This is a genomic window from Streptomyces sp. NPDC046862 (genome assembly GCF_040704615.1).
Classification (GTDB): Bacteria; Actinomycetota; Actinomycetes; order Streptomycetales; family Streptomycetaceae; genus Streptomyces.
In genome coordinates this window covers 100,579-121,422 of sequence record NZ_JBEYXP010000024.1, presented here as the reverse complement: position 1 = coordinate 121,422, position 20,844 = coordinate 100,579, and the positions used below count along the sequence as shown (strand labels likewise).

At 71.1% G+C, this 20,844-nt stretch carries 17 protein-coding genes and 1 pseudogene; 11 read left to right on the top strand and 7 right to left on the bottom strand.

All coding sequences use genetic code 11. The annotated features are described in order from the left end of the window. The first annotated feature begins 26 nt into the window (after positions 1 to 26). The gene (locus AB0959_RS26205; protein WP_366828998.1) at positions 27 to 563 is read left to right on the top strand and encodes a MarR family transcriptional regulator; all 537 of its coding nucleotides are present in this window, start codon (positions 27 to 29) and stop codon (positions 561 to 563) included. Between the two features lie 100 nt (positions 564 to 663). Here AB0959_RS26205 and AB0959_RS26200 read toward each other — a convergent pair. From AB0959_RS26200 to AB0959_RS26190, 3 genes and pseudogenes are all read right to left on the bottom strand, one after another. Further along, a pseudogene (locus AB0959_RS26200) lies at positions 664 to 1,149 on the bottom strand (FMN-binding negative transcriptional regulator); the annotation flags it as partial. Between the two features lie 247 nt (positions 1,150 to 1,396). Beyond that, the gene (locus AB0959_RS26195; RefSeq protein ID WP_366828997.1) at positions 1,397 to 2,104 is read right to left on the bottom strand and encodes a phenylalanine--tRNA ligase beta subunit-related protein; all 708 of its coding nucleotides are present in this window, start codon (positions 2,102 to 2,104) and stop codon (positions 1,397 to 1,399) included. A gap of 142 nt (positions 2,105 to 2,246) precedes the next feature. Next, on the bottom strand, positions 2,247 to 3,083 hold the full coding sequence (locus AB0959_RS26190) for an EamA family transporter (RefSeq protein WP_366828996.1): 837 nt from the start codon (positions 3,081 to 3,083) through the stop codon (positions 2,247 to 2,249). Positions 3,084 to 3,210: 127 nt separating this feature from the next. Here AB0959_RS26190 and AB0959_RS26185 point away from each other — a divergent pair, with 127 nt between their 5' ends. Beyond that, positions 3,211 to 3,795: an XRE family transcriptional regulator gene (locus tag AB0959_RS26185; protein ID WP_366828995.1), complete on the top strand. Its 585-nt coding sequence runs from the start codon at positions 3,211 to 3,213 to the stop codon at positions 3,793 to 3,795. A 58-nt stretch (positions 3,796 to 3,853) separates the two neighbouring features. On the opposite strand, the gene AB0959_RS26180 is transcribed toward AB0959_RS26185, so the two are convergent. Continuing rightward, positions 3,854 to 4,318, bottom strand: coding sequence for a cyclic nucleotide-binding domain-containing protein (locus tag AB0959_RS26180; protein ID WP_366828994.1), 465 nt, complete (start codon positions 4,316 to 4,318; stop codon positions 3,854 to 3,856). A gap of 279 nt (positions 4,319 to 4,597) precedes the next feature. Here AB0959_RS26180 and AB0959_RS26175 point away from each other — a divergent pair, with 279 nt between their 5' ends. From AB0959_RS26175 to AB0959_RS26160, 4 genes are all read left to right on the top strand, one after another. Further along, entirely contained in the window at positions 4,598 to 5,548 is a 951-nt protein-coding gene (locus AB0959_RS26175; protein ID WP_366828993.1) for a universal stress protein, read from the top strand. A gap of 57 nt (positions 5,549 to 5,605) precedes the next feature. Continuing rightward, the gene (locus AB0959_RS26170; protein WP_366828992.1) at positions 5,606 to 6,628 is read left to right on the top strand and encodes a zinc-dependent alcohol dehydrogenase; all 1,023 of its coding nucleotides are present in this window, start codon (positions 5,606 to 5,608) and stop codon (positions 6,626 to 6,628) included. A 158-nt stretch (positions 6,629 to 6,786) separates the two neighbouring features. After that, a complete protein-coding gene (locus AB0959_RS26165; protein ID WP_366829042.1) occupies positions 6,787 to 7,662 on the top strand; it encodes a universal stress protein in 876 nt (291 codons plus the stop codon). A gap of 174 nt (positions 7,663 to 7,836) precedes the next feature. After that, positions 7,837 to 8,715, top strand: a complete 879-nt coding sequence (locus AB0959_RS26160) for a potassium channel family protein (protein WP_366828991.1) — start codon at positions 7,837 to 7,839, stop codon at positions 8,713 to 8,715. A gap of 104 nt (positions 8,716 to 8,819) precedes the next feature. On the opposite strand, the gene AB0959_RS26155 is transcribed toward AB0959_RS26160, so the two are convergent. Both AB0959_RS26155 and AB0959_RS26150 read right to left on the bottom strand, forming a co-directional pair. After that, on the bottom strand, positions 8,820 to 9,842 hold the full coding sequence (locus AB0959_RS26155; RefSeq protein WP_366829041.1) for a LacI family DNA-binding transcriptional regulator: 1,023 nt from the start codon (positions 9,840 to 9,842) through the stop codon (positions 8,820 to 8,822). A gap of 278 nt (positions 9,843 to 10,120) precedes the next feature. Then, positions 10,121 to 11,134 (bottom strand): hydroxyacid dehydrogenase, encoded by a 1,014-nt coding sequence (locus tag AB0959_RS26150; protein WP_366828990.1) that lies wholly within the window; start codon positions 11,132 to 11,134, stop codon positions 10,121 to 10,123. A 373-nt stretch (positions 11,135 to 11,507) separates the two neighbouring features. On the opposite strand from AB0959_RS26150, the gene AB0959_RS26145 reads away from it, so the two are divergent. Genes AB0959_RS26145 through AB0959_RS26125 form a run of 5 tightly spaced genes read left to right on the top strand, consistent with a single transcriptional unit; the run spans position 11,508 to position 18,456 of the window. Continuing rightward, positions 11,508 to 12,839: a sugar ABC transporter substrate-binding protein gene (locus AB0959_RS26145; protein ID WP_366828989.1), complete on the top strand. Its 1,332-nt coding sequence runs from the start codon at positions 11,508 to 11,510 to the stop codon at positions 12,837 to 12,839. A 29-nt stretch (positions 12,840 to 12,868) separates the two neighbouring features. Beyond that, positions 12,869 to 13,822, top strand: coding sequence for a sugar ABC transporter permease (locus tag AB0959_RS26140; RefSeq protein ID WP_366828988.1), 954 nt, complete (start codon positions 12,869 to 12,871; stop codon positions 13,820 to 13,822). After that, positions 13,819 to 14,700: a carbohydrate ABC transporter permease gene (locus AB0959_RS26135; RefSeq protein WP_366828987.1), complete on the top strand. Its 882-nt coding sequence runs from the start codon at positions 13,819 to 13,821 to the stop codon at positions 14,698 to 14,700. The genes AB0959_RS26140 and AB0959_RS26135 overlap by 4 nt, the downstream gene beginning before the upstream one ends. A gap of 10 nt (positions 14,701 to 14,710) precedes the next feature. Next, positions 14,711 to 17,662: a Tat pathway signal sequence domain protein gene (locus AB0959_RS26130; protein ID WP_366828986.1), complete on the top strand. Its 2,952-nt coding sequence runs from the start codon at positions 14,711 to 14,713 to the stop codon at positions 17,660 to 17,662. Next, positions 17,662 to 18,456, top strand: a complete 795-nt coding sequence (locus AB0959_RS26125) for an alpha/beta hydrolase (RefSeq protein ID WP_366828985.1) — start codon at positions 17,662 to 17,664, stop codon at positions 18,454 to 18,456. Before AB0959_RS26130 ends, AB0959_RS26125 begins: the two co-directional genes overlap by 1 nt. 35 nt (positions 18,457 to 18,491) lie before the next feature. Here the strand turns inward: AB0959_RS26125 and AB0959_RS26120 are convergent, their stop codons facing one another. Then, the gene (locus AB0959_RS26120; RefSeq protein WP_366828984.1) at positions 18,492 to 20,558 is read right to left on the bottom strand and encodes a SpoIIE family protein phosphatase; all 2,067 of its coding nucleotides are present in this window, start codon (positions 20,556 to 20,558) and stop codon (positions 18,492 to 18,494) included. Between the last annotated feature and the right edge of the window lie 286 nt (positions 20,559 to 20,844).

The following is a 20,844-nucleotide window of genomic DNA, read 5'->3' as shown; positions in this document are numbered from 1 at the left end:
ATTTGAACAACAGGGAGGAATGTGACGTGGGCCATACCCAATGGCTGAACGAGGAGGAGAAGCGCGCCTGGACTGCCTTCACCACCGCGCACGCGCTGCTGTACCGACGGCTGGAGCATCAGCTCAAGCGCGAGTTCGGCCTGTCCGGCCTGCAGTACGAGATCCTCGCCCGGCTCGGCGGAGCGCCGAACCGGGAGCTGCGGATGGCCGAACTGGCCTGTGCTCTGGTCAACTCCAAGAGCGGACTGACCTATCAGGTCGGGCAGATGGAGAAGTCCGGACTGGTGCGCCGGCGTTCCTGTCCGAGTGACGAGCGGGCGGTCTACGCCGTGCTGACCGACGAGGGCATGACGCTGCTGGAGCAGGCGGCACCCGGCCACGTGGACACGGTGCGGGAGTCCCTCTTCGACGCGCTCACGCCCGACCAGGTCCAGGCGCTCGCCGACGGCCTGGGCGAAGCGAGCCGCCGTATGACCGAAGGACCCGGTGCGGCTCGTGGCACGGCCGACGGGACCGCGTGTTCGGGAGCCGGTGCCGAAGCTGCCGTTGACCTCGACGCCTGACGGACGGTCCGCGGGCTTCGAGTCCCTCGACGACACCCTCGACGTTCGCCCGCGGCTGGTTCTGGCTGAGTTTGAACTTGGCCTCGATACGGCTGATGACCACCTCCACGCCGACGACGGCGCGCAACTGCCGCTCGACGAACTTCGCCGGTGCCTGGTCGACGGACCAGAGTTCGGCGAAGCCGGCTTCGTGCCGGTCGGTGAGGCGGCGTATCCGACCCTCGATCCAGGCCGGGTCGTCGTGCACGACCAGCTGCCCGTACACGTGCGCGATCACGTAGTTCCAGGTCGGTACCACGCGGTGGTGCTCCTCCTTGGACGGATACCACGACGGCGTCACGTACGCCTCGGGCCCGCGGACGATCACCATGGCCTCGCCCTGCGCCGGCTCGCGCCACTGGTGGTTGCCGCGCGCCATGTGACCGATGAGGGCGCCGTGTTCTCGGGCGTCCGGGTCGTACTAGAAGGGCAGCAGGGTGGCCACGAGGCCCTGCGCGGTCATGGTGATCAGGTCGGACGCGCCGTGGTCGGTCAGCAGGTCACGGACCGCGGTCGCGTCGGGCACGAAGTGTTCGGGGACGTACATGGCAGCCTTTCGTGCAGGCACAGGGTGAACCGGGCGTCCCGCCGGGGGTTCTCGCGCAGCCAGGTCAGGACCTGCTGGGCGTGTTCGTTCCCAGCGATTCGTAGTACCGCACTGCCTTGGTGGTCACGTCGGCCCGACGCGCAAGTCCACTGATCCTCATGCCGTTCACCTCGCACGACGACGCTAGACCCTGCCCTCAGGGGCAAGGTCAAGCCCCGGCCCGGGACGGCCCGGCCGGGCCGTTGTCTCAGGTCGTGGCACGGGGGTGTGCCGGGCTGAGGTGGTGCACGGCGGTCTGTTCGGCGTGTGGGGCGAGCAGGCCCTGCAGTTCCTCCGCCGCGACCTTGAGGAGATCGCCGTCGCGCGTGGCGTGGAGGGTTTCGAGTACGAAGACGACGTGGGCGGAGTCCTCGCCGACGCGGGTGCGGTGGGCGTCGCGGTGGTTCCAGTGACGTGTCAGGACCCCGGTGGCGTCCGCGTAGATGATCTCGCCGGGCTTGGGCTGCTCGACGGTGTCGGGTTCGCCGAGCGGGGTGAAGGACTCGGTGCCGTCCGCGTGGCGGATGACGACGTCCCCGGCGACCTGGTCCAGATCGAAGGCGCCCGCGGGCAGGCCGTGACGGACGGAGACGGCGTTGTAGGAGTCGACCGCCGGGTTGATGCGCGGCAGGGCCCCCTTCTTGGTGAGGCGGCGGCCGAGCGCGTCGACGCTGGGGCGGACGCGGCGGGGGTTGGTGCCGAAGGAACGGTAGGCGGTGTGCCAGGCCTCGATGCGGGGATCGGTCTCGTCGGCGGGCTGCCAGGTGCCGTCGGCGAGCTGTTGCTCCAGCTCCTCGACGGCGGTGACGGTGTGCGGCCAGGGTTCACGGCCGCGCAGGCCGGTGGCGGTGACCAGGGCGATGAGGGTGTCGGGGAAGGCGTCCGCGACGGCGGGGGCGAGGTGGAAGGAGGGCATGGGCGGGTTTCCGTTTCCTGTGTCGAGTGGGACTGGAGGGGCTGTTTGGGGCTCGTGGGGTGAGGTCGAGTGGGCTGACGGGACTCGTGGGCTGATGAAACTGGTGGGGGTGGTGGGTTCGCTCGTCCGAACGAGGGCTCGCTCAGGTCAGGGCGAGGAGGCTGACGGCGACGGCGGCGGTGCCCAGGCCGACGAGCTGGCCGCGGTGGATGCGTTCGGCGAGCACGCCGCGGGCGAGCAGGACCGTGCCCGCCGGGTAGAGGGCGATGATCACGGCGACGACGGCGAGGTCATGGCTGCGGGCCGCCAGCAGGAACAGCAGGTTCGCCACGGAGTCCAGCGCGCCCGCGGCGGCCGACATCGCGTACGCGGGCCGCTCGGGGCCCAGCTTGCGGTGCGTCAGCCCCGCCGCGATCAGGATGACGGCCGAGGACACCGCCCGGCCGATGATCAGCGGGGCCACACCGCTGTCGGACGGCGACTGGTGCAGGAAGACCAACTGGAGGGCGATGGCGGCGCCCGCGCCGAAGGCCAGCAGCAGCGCCGTACGTGAGGGGCGTGCCGAGCCCGCGCCGTGTCCGGCGCTGACCAGCACCACCGCCACCAGCGCGAGCGGCAGACCCAGCAGCCCCGCGGTGCTCAGGTGCTCACCCTGCAGCAGACCCACACCGACGGGCAGCGCGGCGGACACCAGCGCGGTCACGGGCGACAACACGTTCATCGGGCCGATCGCCAGGGTGCGGTAGAGCAGGGCGAACGCGGCGGCCGACGCGACCCCCGACGCGGCACCCCAGCCGAGGGCCGCCCTGCTGAACGAGGCGCCGAGGGCAGGCCACAGCAGCAGTTCGACCGCGAGACTGGCCGGGGCCGCGATCATCACGGTACGCAGCACATGGGCCTTACGGGCGCCGAGGCCGCCGAGGAAATCGGCGCATCCGTAGGCGAGTGAGCTGCCGAGGGCCAGCAGCAGAGCGATCACAGCACATTCCTTACTGACATCCTTTACCATTCATTCGAACGACCGAACCGTACAACAAAACGACCGGCCGTCGTCAACCAAACGACCGGCCGGTGCATTCGAATGGTTCAGCAAGGACGGTGATCAGGTGGTCGAGACAGCCGCAGCCCTGCGGACGGTCGCGTACAACGTCCGGGCGGCGCGCACCCGCGCGGGTCTGTCCCTGGAGGAACTCGGCAGGCGCGCCCAGGTCAGCAAGGGTGCCCTGGTGGGACTGGAGAAGGCCCAGGGCAACCCCAATCTGGCCACCCTGGTCCGGCTGGCCGACACCCTCGGCATTTCGGTGTCCGCCCTGATGCAGGGACCGTCCGAAGGCCGCGTGCGTGTCGTGGCCGCCGACGCCGTGGCGCCCCTGTGGACCGGGGAGCGCGGCGGCGAGGCCCGGCTCATGCTGACGACCTCGGGTCCGGCCCCGGTCGAGGTCTGGCGCTGGCGGCTGGAACCGGACGAGGAGTACCCAAGCCACCCCCACCAGGCCGGAGTCGTGGAAACCGTAAGCGTCACCTCCGGCCGGATGACCCTGATCGTCGACGGCGCCGAGCACCTCGTCGAAGCCGGCCAGACCGCCACGTTCGACGGCGACACCGCCCACACCTACCGCGGCTCCGGCACCGAAGCCTGCCACCTGATCATGACGGTCCACCTGCCGCCCGGCCCGGCTCCGACCACCTGATCCGCGCGTCGCGAGCGACGGCTGAAAAGTCGGTCGCCGAGGCCGGCGAGCGTGGCTGTCACAGGGTGGTTCCGCTGCCGTACGGGGCGTACAGGTCGAGCAGCCGGGTACGGGCGGCGCGCAGCCGGTGGGCCAGTATGCCGCCCACCCATTGGGAGATCGTCAGACCGAACTCGGGGTCTTCCCGGCACAGCGTCCGTACGGGCGCCGCTTCGAAGGCGTAGGCCCGGACCGGAGTCGTCGTCTCGGCTCCCAGGTGCCAGGAGTGCGGGGCGAACAGCCATGACCAGCCGACGAGTTGGTTGTGTCCGAGAGTTTCGATGACCGCGGCACGGCGGCCGGGGACACGCATGTCCAGGGCGACGGTGCCGGTACGGACGATCCAGAACCGGTCAGCGGTTCCGCCCTCCTCGAAGAGCCGGGTGCCCGGTGGGAACGACACCTCCCGGGCGCTCCGCATCAGCCGCTCCCGGTGCTCGGCGGGAAGCGCCCGCAGCGTACTCGGCATGAGGGAAGTGTTCATGGCGTGCCTCCAGGAGGGCGTACGGACCTGCCGCTTCCAGAGTCCGCGCGGGGCCGGGCCACGGACCATGGGCCACTCGGCCCCCTGGGCGGGGCCACCCGGCACCGGGTGGGGGTCCGCCCACGACCCGCCCAACAGGACCCGCCCAACGGGACCTGCGAATGGGGCCGTTCGGCCCTGCGGCCGCGGACCTTCGGCATCGGGAGAACATCGCGCGCGGCCACAAGAGTGTGGGGTGTCGGGCACGACGAAATCGACCCTCGCTCAGGAGGCAGAACCATGGTCCTCACCGTTGTCGCAGGTCTCGACGGCTCGCCCGAGAGCCGGGCCGCCGCCGAGTGGGCGGCCCGCGAGGCGAAGCTGCGCGGCCTGCCCCTGAAGCTCGTCACCGTGCGGGAGCCCGTCCCGGAACCCATGGCGCAGGCGGCGCTGCTCGGTGCCGGGACACAGCAGCACTGGAGCGAGCGAAGCGAGACGGGGGTCCCGCCGGCCGAAGGCTGGGGGAGCGTACCCCGTGAGACGGCGGAAGGCCTCCGGTTGCGTCACCCCGGGGTGGACGTGACCGTCGAACAGACCAACGGCCGGCCCAGCGAGGTGCTGGCGCGCGTCGCCGAGGACGCCGACGCCGAACTGCTGGTGCTCGGCTCCCGCGGGCTGAGCGGGATCGGCGGCTTCCTGGTGGGGTCCGTCGGCCAGATGGTCGTGGCGCACGCCGAGACACCCGTGGTCCTCGTCCGCGCCGGCGAGCAGGCCGCGGACGAGCACGCGATGGACCCGGCCGGGATTCCGTCCGCCGCGCCCCCGTACCGGCCCGTCGTTCTCGGCCTCGACACCGGCCACCCGCACGACGCGGTGATGGAGTTCGCCTTCGACGCCGCGGCCCGCCGTTCCACCGCCCTGCGGGTCGTCCACGGCTGGAGCCTGCCGCCGTACTTCGCGTACGGCATGCCCGTGGACCTGGAGCTCAACGCCGAACTCCGCCGTCAGGACGCCGCCGCGCTGGCCGAGGTACTGCGTCCATGGCGGCAGAAGTTCCCGTCCGTGGAGGTCGTGGAGGAGCCCCGCCCCGGCAGCCCGGCCAACCACCTGGTGGACGCCTCCCGTGAGGCATCCCTGCTCGTCGTGGGCCGCCGGATCCGCCGCAGTCCGCTCGGCGCCCACATCGGGCCCGTCACGCACGCCGTCCTGCACCACGCCACAGCCCCCGTCGCCGTCGTACCCCACCAGTGACGCCCCCCCACCCAAGCACCCCAAGCACCCCAAGCACCCCCAAGGAGAGCAGAGATCATGAGAGCAGCGGTCGTACGGGCCCTCGGGGAGCCCCTGGTCATCGAGGAGCGCCCCGATCCCGAGCCCGGACCGGGCCAGGTCCGCATCCGCGTGGAGGCGTCAGGGCTCTGCCACACCGACATCCACGCCGCGCGCGGCGACTGGCCGGTCAGGCCGAACCCGCCGTTCGTGCCCGGTCACGAGGGCGTGGGACTGGTCGAGGCCCTCGGGGACGGCGTCACCCATCTCACCGTGGGCCAGCGCGTCGCCGTGCCATGGCTGGGGAGTGCCTGCGGGCGGTGCGAGCACTGTCTGTCGGGCTGGGAGACGCTGTGCGAGCGGCAGGTCAACACCGGGTACGGCTGCGACGGCGGCCACGCGGAGAAGATGCTCGCCCGGGCCGACTTCGCGCAGCCGGTGCCCGACGGGATCAACCCGATGGAGGCCGCCCCGCTGACCTGCGCGGGTGTCACGACGTACAAGGCGCTGAAGGTGGCCGGTGTCCGGCCCGCCCAACTCGTCGCCATCTCCGGGATCGGCGGCCTCGGTCACCTGGCGGTGCAGTACGCGAAGATCGCGGGAGCCACGGTCGCGGCTGTCGACGTCACCGACGACAAGCTCGCACTCGCCGCTGAACTCGGCGCCGACCTTGTGATCGACGCCCGCCGGGAGGACCCCGGCGAGGTACTGCGGCGGCACGGCGGTGCGCACGCCGCGCTCGCGCTCGCCGTGAACGAGGCCGCGTTCCGGGCCGTCAACTCCGGCCTCAGACGCGGCGGCAAGCTCGTCATGGTGGCGCTCCCGGCACACGGCACGATCCAGGTGCCGATCTTCGACACCGTCCTGGGTGGTACCTCGGTGATCGGCTCGATCGTGGGCACGCGGCAGGACCTGGCCGAGGTCTTCCAGCTGCACGCGGCGGGCCGCACGAAGGTCGTGTACGAGACCCGTCCGCTGGCCTCGGTGAACGAGTGCGTCGACGAGGTGCTGCGCGGCCAGGTCAAGGCCCGGATCGTCTTCGACCTCGGCACGGAGAGCTGAGAACGATGGACCGCCGGAGGCCGCGGACCGGAGCCGGCCCGACTGAACCCGGGCCGGGTCCACGGTCGGGGGCGGCCCGCGTGTCGCGCTGGGTCCCGGACGGTGCGACGGTGTTCAGGAGGGGTTTCCCGATGCCGGACAGGAAGGCGATGGGGACGATGGAACTCCCGCTGGTGGTGGGCGTCGACGGATCGGAATCCAGCCTGCGGGCCGTGGACTGGGCGGTGGACGAGGCGGCACGTCATGGGCTGCCACTGCGCCTGGTCTACGCGTCGCTGTGGGAGCGCTACGAGGGGGGCCGCCCGTCCTTCGGTACCGGTCGACCCGCCGAGGAGGTCATGGCGGAGCACATCGTCGCGTCCTGCGCCGAACGCGCGCGGCTTCGCGATCCGGAGGTGAAGGTGTCGGGTGAGGTCCTGCCCGACGACGCCGTCTCCACGCTCCTGCACGCCGGTCACGAGTCGTTCGCCCTGGTCACGGGATCCCGTGGCCGTGGCGAGCTCGCGGGGATGCTGCTGGGGTCGGTCGGCCTGACCGTGGCGGCCCGCGCCGTCTGCCCGGTCGTCGTGGTCCGGGGCGGGGAGCGGAACCAGCGGGGTTCCTTCGGGCGGGTGGTGGTCGGCGTCGGCGACTCCGGTCACGGCGCCGCCGCGGTGCGGTTCGCGTTCCGAGAGGCCGAGGCGCGCGACTGCGCCCTTCATGCCGTACGGGCCTGGCGCCGTCCCGCCCACGACCCCGTGGACGACCTCGTGGCCGAGGAGGACGCCGTCCGTGTCCACGAGGAACGGGCCGTTACGCGACTCGACGAGGGGCTGCGCCGTCCCGCACGGGACCATCCCGGGGTCGAGGTACACCGCCAGGCGGTCCATGGGCCCACCCACAGGGTCCTCCTGGACGTGTCGGCCGACGCCGACCTGGTCGTCGTCGGCGCCCTGCGGCGACAGGGCCACTTCGGCCTGCAACTCGGAAGGGTCGCCCACGCTCTGCTGCACCACTCCGAGTGCCCGGTCGCCGTCGTCCCGCAGCCGGCCTGAGCTCCGCCTCGCGTGGGGCGACGGCAGAGCGACGGCACGACCGGGGAACGGCAGCGGCGGAGCGTACCGGAGCCACTGGGACGACGCGGCGATTCGGCGCCTCGCGGTGCCGCCCTCGGCATAGGCTCCGGAAGAGGGTGCTCCGCTTCAGCGACAGGGCCGTGGGAGACGTGCATGAAGTGGTTGGTCTCGCTGGCCGGTGCCGGGCTCGTCATGGTCACCCTGCGGGACCTGTTCCACACCCTCTGGCACCCCACTCGCCGCGGCGGTCTGAGCCGCCTCGTCATGACGGGCCTGTGGAGACTCGCCCGGCGTCCCCGCGTGCGCGGGCGTGTGGTCGGGCTGGTCGGGCCGCTCGCCATGGTGACGGTCGTGGGCATGTGGGCCGGCACCGTCATCCTCGGCTGGGCCATCGTCTACTGGCCCCACATGCCCGAGTCCTTCACCTTCGCGCCCGGTTCCGAGGCGGCGCGGGAGCCGGCATTCCTCGACGCGTTGTACCTGTCACTCGTCACGGTGGCCACCCTGGGGCTCGGGGACATCGCGCCCGGCGAGGGCTGGCTGCGCCTGGTCTCGCCGCTGGAAGCCCTCGTCGGCTTCGCCCTCCTGACGGCCATGGTCTCCTGGGTGCTGGAGATCTACCCGGCGCTGTCGCGCCGGAGGGCCCTGGCCGTCCGGCTGGCGCTGCTGCGCGGCGCCGACCCGACGACGGGTCAGATCGACTGCACGACAGGGGCCTTGCTGCTGGAGGGCCTCGCCACCGAGGTCGTGCGCGTCCGTATCGACTTCACCCAGTACGCCGAGGCCTACTACTTCCACGACGGGGAGGACCACGCTTCGCTCGCGGCCATGGTGGGCCATGCCGCCGCCCTCGCCCAGCGCGGGCAGGCGGCCCGGCGGCCGGACGTGCGCCTCGCCGGCGACCTGCTCGCCGGCGCGCTGGACGACCTCGCCGCCGTCCTCGACCAGCGTTTCCTCCACACGGGCGGCACGCCGGCGGAGGTGTTCGCCGCGTACGCCGTCGACCACGGCCGCAGCCCCACAGGACACTGACCACCACCCTCCGGCGCGGAGCGCGGCGCCCGGGACACGGTGCAAGGGACGGGCGGTCGGAGGAGAGGCGGTTCGCTCACCCCACGGGGAAGCGGGGAGGGGGCTCAGCTCGACGGCGGCCGTACCGACTGCCGGAGCACCAGTTGGGTGCTCAGGACGACGTGGTCGTCCCCGGCGACGCGGTCCTCGCGTTCGAGTGCCAGGCGTACGGCGGTTCGGCCGAGGTCTTCGTAGGGCACCCGTACGGTGGTCAGGGCCGGTGTGAGGTCGGCGGCGAACGGTACGTCGTCGAAGCCCACGACGGAGACGTCACCGGGTACGTCGAGGCCGGCCTCACGGAGGGCGGCCAGGACGCCGAGGGCGACCATGTCGGTGCCGGCGAAGACCGCGGTGAACCCGACGCGGGCGCGCAGCGCGTCGCGGGTGCGCAGGTAGCCGGAGGTGCGGGTGTAGGCCCCGGGGACGTCCAGCTCCTCGGAGTAGGGCACGCCATGGGCGCGCAGGGCGTCCAGGTGGCCGGTGCGGCGCTGTTCGGCGGTGTTGAGCCCGCGTTCGGCTCCGAGGTGAAGGACGCGCCGGTGACCGGCGGTGAGCAGGTGGGAGGTGGCCTGGAAGGCGCCGCCCCGGTTGTCGTACTCGACGATGGTGGCCGGAAGGCCCGCAGGCAGGGGCGGGCGGCCGACCAGGACGAGCCGGGAGCCGGCGGTGTCCAGGGCCCTGGCGTAGTGGGCCATGCGTTGGTGATAGGCGTCGTTGAGTTCCGCGCCGCCGACGAGCACGACCGCCGCCGCGTGCTGCTCCCTCATCAGTAGCACCAGGTCGTCCTCGCGCGCGGGATCGCCGTGCGTGGCGCAGACCAGGCTCAGGCGTCCCCGGGTGGCGGCCTCCTGCTCAACGCCCGCCGCGATGTGGGCGAGTGAGGGGCCGGTGATGTCGCGGATGACCAGCGCGACGGGGCCCGCGACTCCGCCGGAGAGCGCCTTGGCGTGCACGTTGACCACGTAGTGGAGGGACTCCACCGCGGCCATCACCCGGGCCCGGGTCTCCTCGGAGACCGGGTAGTTCCCGGCCAGGGTGCGGGAAACGGTTGCCACGGACACCCCGGCCCTCGCCGCGACGTCGCGGATGGTGCTCGGCTTGTCCTTCCCCGCCCCGCTCCGCCGTCGCTTGCCGCGCGGGCTCGTCCCGCTCTCGGTCGCCTGCTCGGTCACGCCTTGACGTTACTGCATCCGCGGCCACTCGCACGCCCGGAATCCGAGGTGTGGCGTCCTGATGTGAGAAAACGTTTACTGCCGTCGGCGGACCGCGCCGCCTCCCGGCCCTTGCGGTGGGCCTGCCCTTCGAGCGGCAGGTCCGGTGGATCGTCTTCGGGTCGCTCGCGCCCGCCGCCCATCGCTGAACGGTGTCAGGCGCTGTTGACCAGGTCGGCCCGGCGCACCGCGTGCAGGGGCGGCTCTCCGGTCGTGAGCCGCCCCAGTTCGTCCACGACCGTCCGTCCGAGCCGCTCCAGTTCGTTGCCGAGCGAACCGGCGAGGTGCGGTGTGAGGAAGACGTTCGGCAGCTCGTACAGGGGCGATCGCGCGGGCAGCGGTTCCGGTTCCGTGACGTCGAGGATCGCGCTGATCCGGCCGCCGGTCAGCTCCTCCACGAGCGCCTCCGGGTCGACCAAGGCGCCCCGCGCGGTGTTGACGAACACCGCGCCGTCCCGCATCAGGGCCAGCCGCCGCCGGTCCAGCATCCGCTGGGTCTCGGGGGTGTCGGGGGCGTGCAGGCTGACGATGTCGCTGGTGCGCAGCAGGTCGTCGAGGGGCAGCGGTACCGCGCCGAGAGCGGCGGCCGCGGCGTCGTCGACGTAGGGGTCGTACAGCGCGACGTCGAAGTCGAAGGGGGCGAGCAGTTCCAGCACCCGGCGGCCCACCCGTGACGCGCCGATGATCCCGACGCGCCGGCCGAGATTGCCGACGCGCGCCAAGTCGTCGGTGGCCGGGGGTGCGTGCTCGGCCCGGAAGCGTTCCCGCAGCCGGAACACGTCCTTTCCGGCCAGCAGGATCGCGGCCAGCGTGTACTCGGCCACGGGCAGGGCGTTGGCCCGCACCGCACTGGAGACGGTCAGGCCGCGTTCCCACACGGCGTCGGCGAGCCAGCCGCGCACACTGCCCCCGGCGTGCAGGACGGCCCGCAGCCGGGGCGCCCGGTCCAGTACGGCGGCGTCGACGCGCGGGCACCCCCAGCCGGTGAGGAGCACCTCCGTCCCGGCCAGTGCGTCGGCCACCGCCGGATCGGCGAAGTCCCGTACGACGAGGCCGGCGTCGACGTCGGCCAGCGCCTGGAGCCGTTTCATCAGCCGGGGCGGGAAGAGTTCTGAGAGATGCGCCGGGTTCATGGCGAACAGGGCGCGCGGCAGCTGTGACGTGGGCATGGATCTCCCGCTTCGGCGAGGAACATTCGGCGAGGAACAGAGGAAGAGCAGAACAGTAAACGTATTCCACGCTAGGGATAGTTCCTGGCGTCGGTCAACGCCCTGTGTTCGATCAGCCCGAGAGCGGCAGCCAGGCCCGGAACTCCTGCGTTGCGTCAAACTCCCAGCTAGAGGGTGCTCTACCAGTAACGTGGTCGGGAGCTCGGCGAAACGTATGCGCCCGTACCTCTTGTCGTCGATGCCCCGCAGGCTCTACGGTCCCACAGCAAACGGTTACTGAAACTTCTCCGACCGTTCTCTCCCACTCCGTTCCAGCCGACCGCGCGGTCCCCCCCATCGCAGTCGCTGTGCCTGTCCTTTTCGTGGAGGACCGATGACCCCCTTCCGCACCAGAGCCGTCGCCGGTACGGCCGCCGCTCTCTCGCTCTCCCTCGTCCTCGCCGCCTGCTCGTCCGGAGACGACACGAGTTCCGCCGCCCGCCCGGCCACCAAGGGCAAGGTCCAGCTGGAGTTCTGGAGCTGGACCGAAGGCATCTCCGGCCAGGTCGCGGCGTGGAACAAGGCGCACCCCGAGACCCAGGTGAAGTACGTCAACGCGGCCGGTGACACCGTCTACCAGAAGCTGCGCGCCGCGATCACCTCCGGCAACGCGCCCTGTCTGTCCAAGATGGACGGGATGAACCTGGCGAACTTCGCCGCCGACGGGCTGCTGACCGACATCACCAAGGTCGCCGCCCCCTACAAGTCCCGCTACACCACCGCCGCCTGGAACGCGGTCAGCCCCGGCGGCGCGACGTACGGCATACCCACCGGCTCCTCGCCGCTGTTCACCGCCTACCGCGCGGACCTGTTCCGGAAGTACGGCCTCAAGGCGCCCAGGACCTGGGACGACGTCATCGCCGCAGGCAGGGCGGTCCAGAAGAAGGACAAGGGCGTCAAGATCTTCAACATGGCGGGCGAGGACCCGAGCACTCTGGTCGACCTGTCCTGGCAGGCGGGCGCGCAGTGGTACAAGGTCGCCGGCGACCACTGGGAGATCGGGTTCACCACACCCGAGGCACTGAAGGCGGGCGACATCGTGCAGCAGCTCGTCGACGACAACCTCGCGTCCAACGCCTCTTATCAGGACCCGGGCGTCTTCAAGACCTGGGACCTCGGCAGGACGATCCTGATGACCACGTCCACCTGGCAGTTGCCGATCTACGACACCAACTTCCCCAAGTCCAAGGGCAAGTGGCAGCTCGCCGACGCCCCCGTCTTCGACCCGGCCAAGCCGCAGACGTCCAGCAACTTCGACGTCACGGCGGTCCTCAAGGGCTGTAAGTACCCCGACCGCGCCGCCCAGTTCGCCGCCTGGCTGTCCAGCAGCAGGGAGTCACTGACCGCGCTCACCGACCCCTCGTCCAAGTCGGGACTGTTCCCGGCGGTCAAGGACGTCTCGCCGTACGTCGACAAGATCATCCCGACGGACATGTTCAACGGTGAGTCGGACAGCGCGCGGATCATCACGACCGCGGCCACCCGGGTCGGCGAGCAGTGGCAGTACGGGCCCGACTACGCGGCCATGTACTCCGAGATGCAGAAGCAGTGGGGCAAGGTCATGAAGAAGGAGCTCACCGTCAAGGACATGCTGACGCACCTTCAGAAGTGGGTCCTCGCCGACCTGAAGAACAAGGGCGTCAAGGCCGTCGCCGCCGGAAGCTGACCCGTCGGCCACCCCACTTGGAGACGAGCGTGTCCACCCTGACGCGACCTGAGAAGGTCGCCACCGACTCCCCGGTCCGGCGGACCTCCCCCCGCCGGACCGGGAGACGGGGAGCCTACAAGGGCCTGCTGTTCACCCTGCCCTTCCTGATCGGCTTCCTCGTCACCTATGTCCTGCCGATCGTCTACGCCTTCAGCGAGAGCCTTCACGAGAAGAAGAGCAGCGGCATCGGCTTCGGCCCGGCGAAGGTCGTCTTCACGGGCTTCGCCAACTTCTCGGCGATCCTCGCCGACGGCACCTTCTGGGCCGGGATGCTGCGCACCCTGCTGTTCGGGGCCGCGCAGATCACGGTGATGCTGGGCATCTCGCTGCTGCTGGCCCTGCTCCTGGACGGTGTCGCGGCCCGCGCGGTCCGCTTCTTCCGCGCGGGACTCCTGGTCCCGTACGTCGTCCCGGGCGTGGTCTCGACGCTGATCTGGCTGTTCCTGTACAGCCCGACGGCCAGCCCGATCCTCGACCTGGCCGACCGAGCGGGCACGCACTTCAGCTTCTTCGGCGGCCTCAACACCTATCTCTCCCTGGGGAACCTGCTCACCTGGCAGGGCCTCGGCTTCAACATGATCCTGATCTCCGCCTCCCTCCAGGCGCTGCCCCGGGAGCTGTACGAGGCGGCCCGGCTGGACGGGGCGAAGGAGTGGCGGATCGCCTGGTCGGTCAAGGTCCCGAACATCACGGGGATCCTCGTGCTGACCGGCATGTTCTCCCTCATCGGCCGTCTGCAGCTGTTCGCGGAGCCGCTGTTCCTGCGGTACGTCGCCCCGGAGTCCATCAGCACGGACTTCACGCCGATGCTGGAGATCTTCGACCGGGCGTTCAAGACCGGCGACTACCAGTACGCCGCCGCCGAGTCACTGGTCCTCGCCGCCGTCACGGGCGTCCTCGCCCTCGTCTTCTACCGCGTCACGAACAGGAAGATGTCATGAGCAGCCCTGCCGTCCAGGCCCCCGCGTCGGGCGGCGGCGTGCGTCCCACCCGTCGCGCGGTCGTCCTCACCACCGCCCTGCTGGTCGTCTTCCTCCTCTACTCGCTCGCCCCCACCTGGTTCCTGCTGGTGGCGTCGACGAAGAACCAGTCCGACCTGTACTCCACCTTCGGCCTGTGGTTCTCCTCCAACCACCTCGCCGACAACTTCCGGGAGGTGTGGAGCTACCACGACGGTGTCTTCGGCCGCTGGATCCTCAACTCCGTCCTGTACTCCACCGTCGGCGCCGCCGGCTCGACCCTGGTCTCGCTCGCCGCCGGATACGGACTGTCCAAGTTCGGCTTCCGCGGCCGGGGAGCCCTGTTCGCGGTGATCGTCGGAGCCTCGCTGCTGCCGAGCACCCTGCTGGCGTTCCCGCTGTACCTGGTCTTCGCGGAGGTCGGCCTCACCAACACCGTCTGGGCCGTGCTGATCCCGTACTTCATCAACCCCTTCGGCGTGTACCTCGGCAAGGTCTACGCCGACAGTTCGGTGCCCACCGAGCTGATGGAGGCGGCCCGCATCGACGGTGCGAGCGAGACACGGATCTTCCTCTCGGTCGCGCTGCGGCTGATGCGCACCGGCGGCATCACCATCTTCATGCTCGACTTCGTCAACATCTGGAACAACTTCTTCCTCCCCTTGTTCATGCTCAACGGCGAGCGCACCTTCCCCGTGACCCTGGGCCTCTTCTCCTGGGTGCAGCAGGCGCAGACCTCCCGCGACATGAACACCCTCGTCCTCACCGGGTCGCTGCTGTCGATCATTCCGCTGGCCGTGTTCATGTTCGCGCTCCAGAAGTACTGGCGCAGCGGAATCCTCATGGGCAGCCTCAAGTAAAGGAACAACCGTGCCCAACGCACCCAGAAGACGTGACGTCCTCAAGTACGCGGGAGCGACCGGTGTCGTCGCGGCCGCCGTCGGGCTGCAGGCCGCCGCACCGGCCGTCGCGGCCGAGTCGGACACGACAGGCGCGTCAGGCGCGCGAGACCGTGTCCCGCTCGACGTCGTCGTCTTCGGCGACGCGGACAACGAGGCCGCGCACGACCTCACCGCCACCCTGTCCGACATGGTCACCGGCGGCCTCGGCCAGAGCGCCCGCGTCCTCAACCCGACCACTCCCGCGTCGTACTGGGGCGGCACCCTGACGTTCGACGTGGCCGTCCGCCCGACCGGCACCACCTACGTCACCGTCCGGCTGTGGGGCGACGACCACGACACCACTTCCGAGGAGGCCGGGTCCGGCACCAACATGTGGCGCCTGCAGCTGTTCTGCGAGGGCAAGCAGGTCGGCTACGAGGACCAGGGCGCCGTCGACAGCCTCGACATCCTCGACACCGCGCCGCGCACCCCGGGCCGCTTCTTCTTCCACACCCTGCCGCTGCCGGAGAAGATGACCGCCGGCAAGGACAAGGTGACGCTGGAGATCCGGGCGATGGGCCGCATCTGGTCCTACGGCCAGGACGCGAGCCAGCTCTACCGCACCATGACCACGCCCTCGCGCGGCATCTACCGCCTGTACACCCACACCGACCCCTACTTCGTGCCGCCCAAGGGCGAGGTCCAGGGCACCGCGCCGACGGCGACCGTGCGCACCGGCGGCGAGGACGTCCTGGACGCCATCAAGGCGCGGGTGCTCAAGGACCAGAAGAACCTCCTGACCAGCGCCAACCCGGCCACCCTGGACGGCTGGGCCATGCAGTCGCTGGCCGAGGGCTACCTGTGGTCGGGCAGCCCGGCGTACGGCAGGCCGGAGGCGATCGACCGGGTGCTCCAGGCGATCGACGGCCGGTACATGGCCTGGAAGGCCGACGGCACCGTTCTGACCGGCTCCGACCAGCAGTGGCAGGGCTTCGGCAGGGTCGGGCTCGTCCTGGCCCTGCTCTGGGAGCACCTCGGCGACCGCCTCGACACGCAGGTGACGGGCTCGCCGTACGCCATCGCCAACCCGGGCTTCGAGTCGGGCGCCGACACCCCCACCGCGTGGCAGATGCCCGGCTGGGCCACCGCCGGCGGCGGCACCTGGGCCCGCGACACCACCGTCTCCCGCTCCGGCACCGCCTCCCTCAAGCTCCAGGTCACCACCACGGGCGGCTACAGCTACGTCAACTCCGCGCCCCGAACCCGCATAGGCCAAGGCACGTACAAGTACGGTGCCTGGATCAGGACGGACGGTGTCACCGGACTCGGCGCCCACATCGACCCGCTGTTCTTCGACGCGAGCGGCAAACTCATCGGCAGCGACCACAAGGTGTACGCGAGCAAGGGCACCCACGACTGGGAGTACGTCGAGTTCGTCCTCGACACTCCGTCCGGTGTGACGCAGATGGAGATGCACCTGCGCCTGTCCGGCCCCGGCACCGCCTGGTTCGACGACGTCACCCTCGTCGCCCCCGCCGACACCACCACCCCCGTGCCGCCGGCGCGCACGGCCGCGTACACCGACATGCTGAAGTCCAGCCGCGACTACTGGCGGCAGCACTTCCCGCACTACAGCAACCAGGCCCAGATCTGCGCCATCGGCCTCTACCAGACCAACCGCGGCCTGAAGCTCCTCGCCCCGGACCTGGCCCTCCCCGAGGACAAGGCCCGTGACTACCTGTACCAGTCGGTCGGGACGGTCCCCTACCTCGGCCCCGAGGACAAGGACGGCAAGCCGACCAAGCCGCTCGGCGACGGCTACCACCAGGTCACCAGGGCGGGCCTGACCCGCGAGCTCGGATACGTCGGCAGCTACGGCGAGGTCATCGACTGGCTCGTCATGATGTACGAGTCGGTCACGCGCGGCTACCAGGGCCAACAGGCGCCCGAACTGCGCGACCACATGGTCATGATGACCAAGGCACGAGGAAAGTTCCGTGTCATCGACGTGGACAAGGACCACCACCGGATCTCCCGTATCGAGACGGTCATCGGCTGGCGCAACGAGGTCTACCCCGGTGAGACCGCGTACGCCTCCCGTACCGCGTGGGACTCCAACCCCGTCATGTCGGCAGCCGTGTTCAAGGACCCCGAGATCGTCGGCTGGACCCAGGAGATGGTCGCCGACGGCCAGCTCTACCCCCAGCTGAACCTCCAGGCCACCCACACCTGGACCCGTGTCGGCCTGAACGCGCTGCGGTTCATCTCCCGCGACTGGCCGGAGTTCCAGTCCCTGGCCGCCCGGCCCGCCCGCGTCCCGACCGGCTGGGACCGGCCCGACTTCGTGCTCACCGACGAGGACAACGGCTGCGTCGCCGTCAAGAACGGCGAGGAACTCCTCTTCGCCTCCCTCTACTTCCGCTCCCGCCAGGGCGTCAACAACTACGCCCGCGTCCACCACGTCACGCCCGTCGACCAGCGCTCGGCCACCATCCGCGAGCGCAGCGCGGGAACCACGGACGGCACGTTCACGGCCCGCGACTGGGTCCTGTGGGACTACGCCATCAACGACCCCGGAGCCGGGCACATCCCACCCGGCGGCTTCCCGCCGCCCGGAGACACCCTCCACCAGGCCCTCGCCGGAGACGTCTACCACCTCGCGCCCGTCCCCGACGATGTCCCCGACCCCGCCCTCGGCGTCCACTTCGACGGCGTCGAGACCATGCTGGTCGGCCGCGCGCCCTTCTACCTCTGCGTCTACGGCGACTACCTGATCGCCATGAACACCAGCACCGACACGACGTACACCCTGCCCGCCCGGCCGGACTTCGGGCCGGCTCGTGACCTGGCCACGGGCCGGACCGTCGGCGCCGGACAACGACCCAGGATCGGCCCGCACAGCACGCTGGTGCTCCACCGGGGCCACCGGGACGACGGCTGATGATCGACGTCGGGCGCGTCCGCCTGTTCCACACGGTGCTCGGCCCGGTGGACGCAACGACCCTGCTCCTCGTACACGGGTGGGGCGGCGACGGCAGGGAGTGGTCGCCCCACGCCGAGGTGCTGGCCGAACGGTTCCAGGTGATCGTTCCGGACCTACGGGGTCACGGCCGCTCGGAAGTGCCGGATGCGGGCAACACGCCCAGGGCGATGGCGGACGACCTCGCCGCCCTGACCGAGAGCCTCGGCACCGGCCCGGTGGTCGCCGTCGGCCACTCCATGGGCGGGCAGGTCGTGAACCTGCTCGCCGTCCACCACCCGCACACCGTACGGTCGCTCATCGCCCTGGAACCCGCCCACGGTGCGCACGGAGAGGAAGTGGCCGACATCCCCGCGCGTCTCACCGAGTACCGCACCCGGGGCGCCCGCGCGGCAGCGGCCTTCGTGGCCCGGGCCTTCTCGCCGCAGGCCCCGGTGGGTCTGCGGACCGCACATGTCCGCGCCATGCTCGGCACGCCGGACCACGTCATCGCCCAGGCCTACGCGGGCATGTACACCGACCCCGGCGCGGTCGGCGTACGCCCGCACAGCGAGACGTACCTGCGCCGACGCACCCGGCCCGCACTCACCGTGTGGACCTCGGCGGAGGCCGCCGCCTGGGAACGCACGACACTTCGGGTGCCGGGTTCCCGGGTCGACCACTGGCCCGGCCCCGGGCACTACGTGCACGAAGAGCAGCCCGAGCGCACGGTTCGACTCATCGAGGAGTGGGCGACCACGACCACCGGTGCCTGACGCCTGACGACGGCGGCCAGAACACACCGACTCGCTCACCCGCTCCCGCGCCGGGCGAGAAGCAGCGCCACGTCGTCCTCCGGTTCCCGGTGCAGGGCGCCGAGCAGCATGTCGCAGGTCTCCTCCAGTGGGAGCCGGGTGCCGTCCAGGAGCCGGACCAGGTCCCGCAGCCCGGCGTCGATGGACGCCTTGTGGCTCTCCACCAGGCCGTCGGTGAACAGCGCGAGCAGCGTGCCTTCGGGGAGTTCGCGCTCCCCGGCGGTGAACGGCACGCCGCCCACCCCGAGGGGAACTCCGGCCGCGACGTCGAGGAGTGCTGCTTTACCGGCAGGGTCCACCAGGACCGGGGGCGGATGACCGGCGCGGGAGACCTCGCATCGGCCGTGTCGTGGGTCGCAGACGACGTAGAGGCAGGTGGCGAGCGAGTCGGAGTCGCCGAGGGAGGCGGCGATGCCGTCGAGGTGGTACAGCAGCTCGGCCGGAGGCAGGTCGAGCCGGGCGAGGGCGCGGGTGGCCGTGCGGAGCTGGCCCATGATGGCTGCCGCGTGCACGCCCTTGCCCATCACGTCGCCGACGACCAGGCCGACCTTGCCGTCCTTGAGGGGCAGTACGTCGAACCAGTCCCCGCCCACGTCGCTGACCGCGGGCAGGTAACGGGAGGCCACCTCGATGCCCGCAGGGTGCGGTGGCTCCTGGGGGAGCAGGCTGCGCTGGAGGGTGAGCGCGGTGTTGCGTTCGCGTCCGTACAGCCGGGCGTTGTCGATGCCGATGGCGGCGCGCGTGGCCAGTTCGGCGGCAAGGGTGAGGTCCTGGTCGTCGAACGGCCGGGGGTTCACCGTCCGGCACAGGCTGAGCGTGCCCAGTACCTCGCCGCGGGCCACCAGGGGAGCGGCCAGCCAGGAATGGACACCGGCCCGCCGCAGCGACTCGGCCGCGCGGTCGTCCCCGGCGATGCGCCGTATCGCCGCCTCACTCACCTGGTGCAGCAGGATCGGCCGCGCCTCGCGTACGCACTGGGTGATCAGCCGTGACGAGCTGTACGAAGCCGACTCGCCGACCGGCCCCGCGGCACCGATCGCGTCCGTGGGGGAGCCCGCCCTCACGGCGAGTGTCCGGAAGTCGAGAGAGTCGTCCGCCCGCGGTGCTGCCGTGCCACCGGGGCCGACCACCGAGTCGAGCACGTGGACGGCCGCGAGGTCGCCGAGCTTCGGAACGGCCACCTCCGTGAGCTCGTGTGCCGTCCGGGGGAGGTCCAGGGTGGTGCCGATACGGACGCCCGCGTCGGCTATCACCGCCAGGCGCTCCCGCGCCTGCGCGACCTCGGCCGCCGCCCGCTGCCGCTCGGAGACGTCGAGTACGGCCATCGCCAGGCCGAGCACACGTCCGTTCGAGTCCTCGATCCTGTGGTACGACTCCGAGTAGGCGTGCTCCTCGCTGTCCGCGGCCGTCCGGCCGATCGTCTGCTGGTCCAGCAGCTGTTCGCCGGTCTGCAGAACGTGCCGCATCCGCGACTCGATGGCCTGCACGTCGAGTGCCGGCAGCACCTCGCCGACGCGGCGGCCCAGCACGGCCTCCTCCGGCACGCCGTTCATCCGCTCCAGCGACGGATTGACCCGCACCCACCGCAGGTCGGTGTCGAACACCGCGATGCCCACCGGCGACTGGCGGACCAGGATGTGGGACAGGGCCAGGTCACGCTCGACGTTCCGCACGGTCTCGGCATCGGTGCCCAGGCCCAGGGCGTGGATGTCACCGCGGGCATCACGCAACTGCATGGTGCGGAACTCCACCCGGCGCGTCGAGCCGTCCTTGTGCCGCACCGGAAAGACTCCCGCCCAGCGCGCGCCGGTGCGCACGCGCCGGAACAGCTCGCGGGCCCGCTCCCGGTTCTCCGGGGCCACCAGCAGGGCGCCCGCGTCCTGGCCCAGCGCTTCGGCGGCGGAGAAACCGAGCAGCAGCTCGGCTTCGGGGCTCCACAGCGCGATACGGCCGTCGCTTCCCAGGACCAGGGCCGCGACCTGCAGCAGGTCGAGCAGCCCGCCGGGCGCGGCGGTGATGCCGTCCGGCCGGCCGTACCCGGTCCGGGTCTCTCGCTGAGGCATACCGGACGCTCCTCCCCGCGGCGGCGCCGGAACCGCCCTGGGTCCGGTTCGGGGGGCTTCCTTGTCAGTCATACCCCGCCCGGGGGAGCACCGCACGCCATGAACGTGAGTCGCCGGTCACCGGCGGCGCAGGTCATCACGACCGAGAGCGAGGCAGGGCGACGCGAGACGTCCGGCTCGCGGCCGTCGGTGCCCTGCCTCCCCCTTATGGCACAACAATCCTCTGAGCGGTGTGTGGCGTCGTGTTCCGTGACGTCACACGGGTGAGCATGGTCGGACCCAGCCC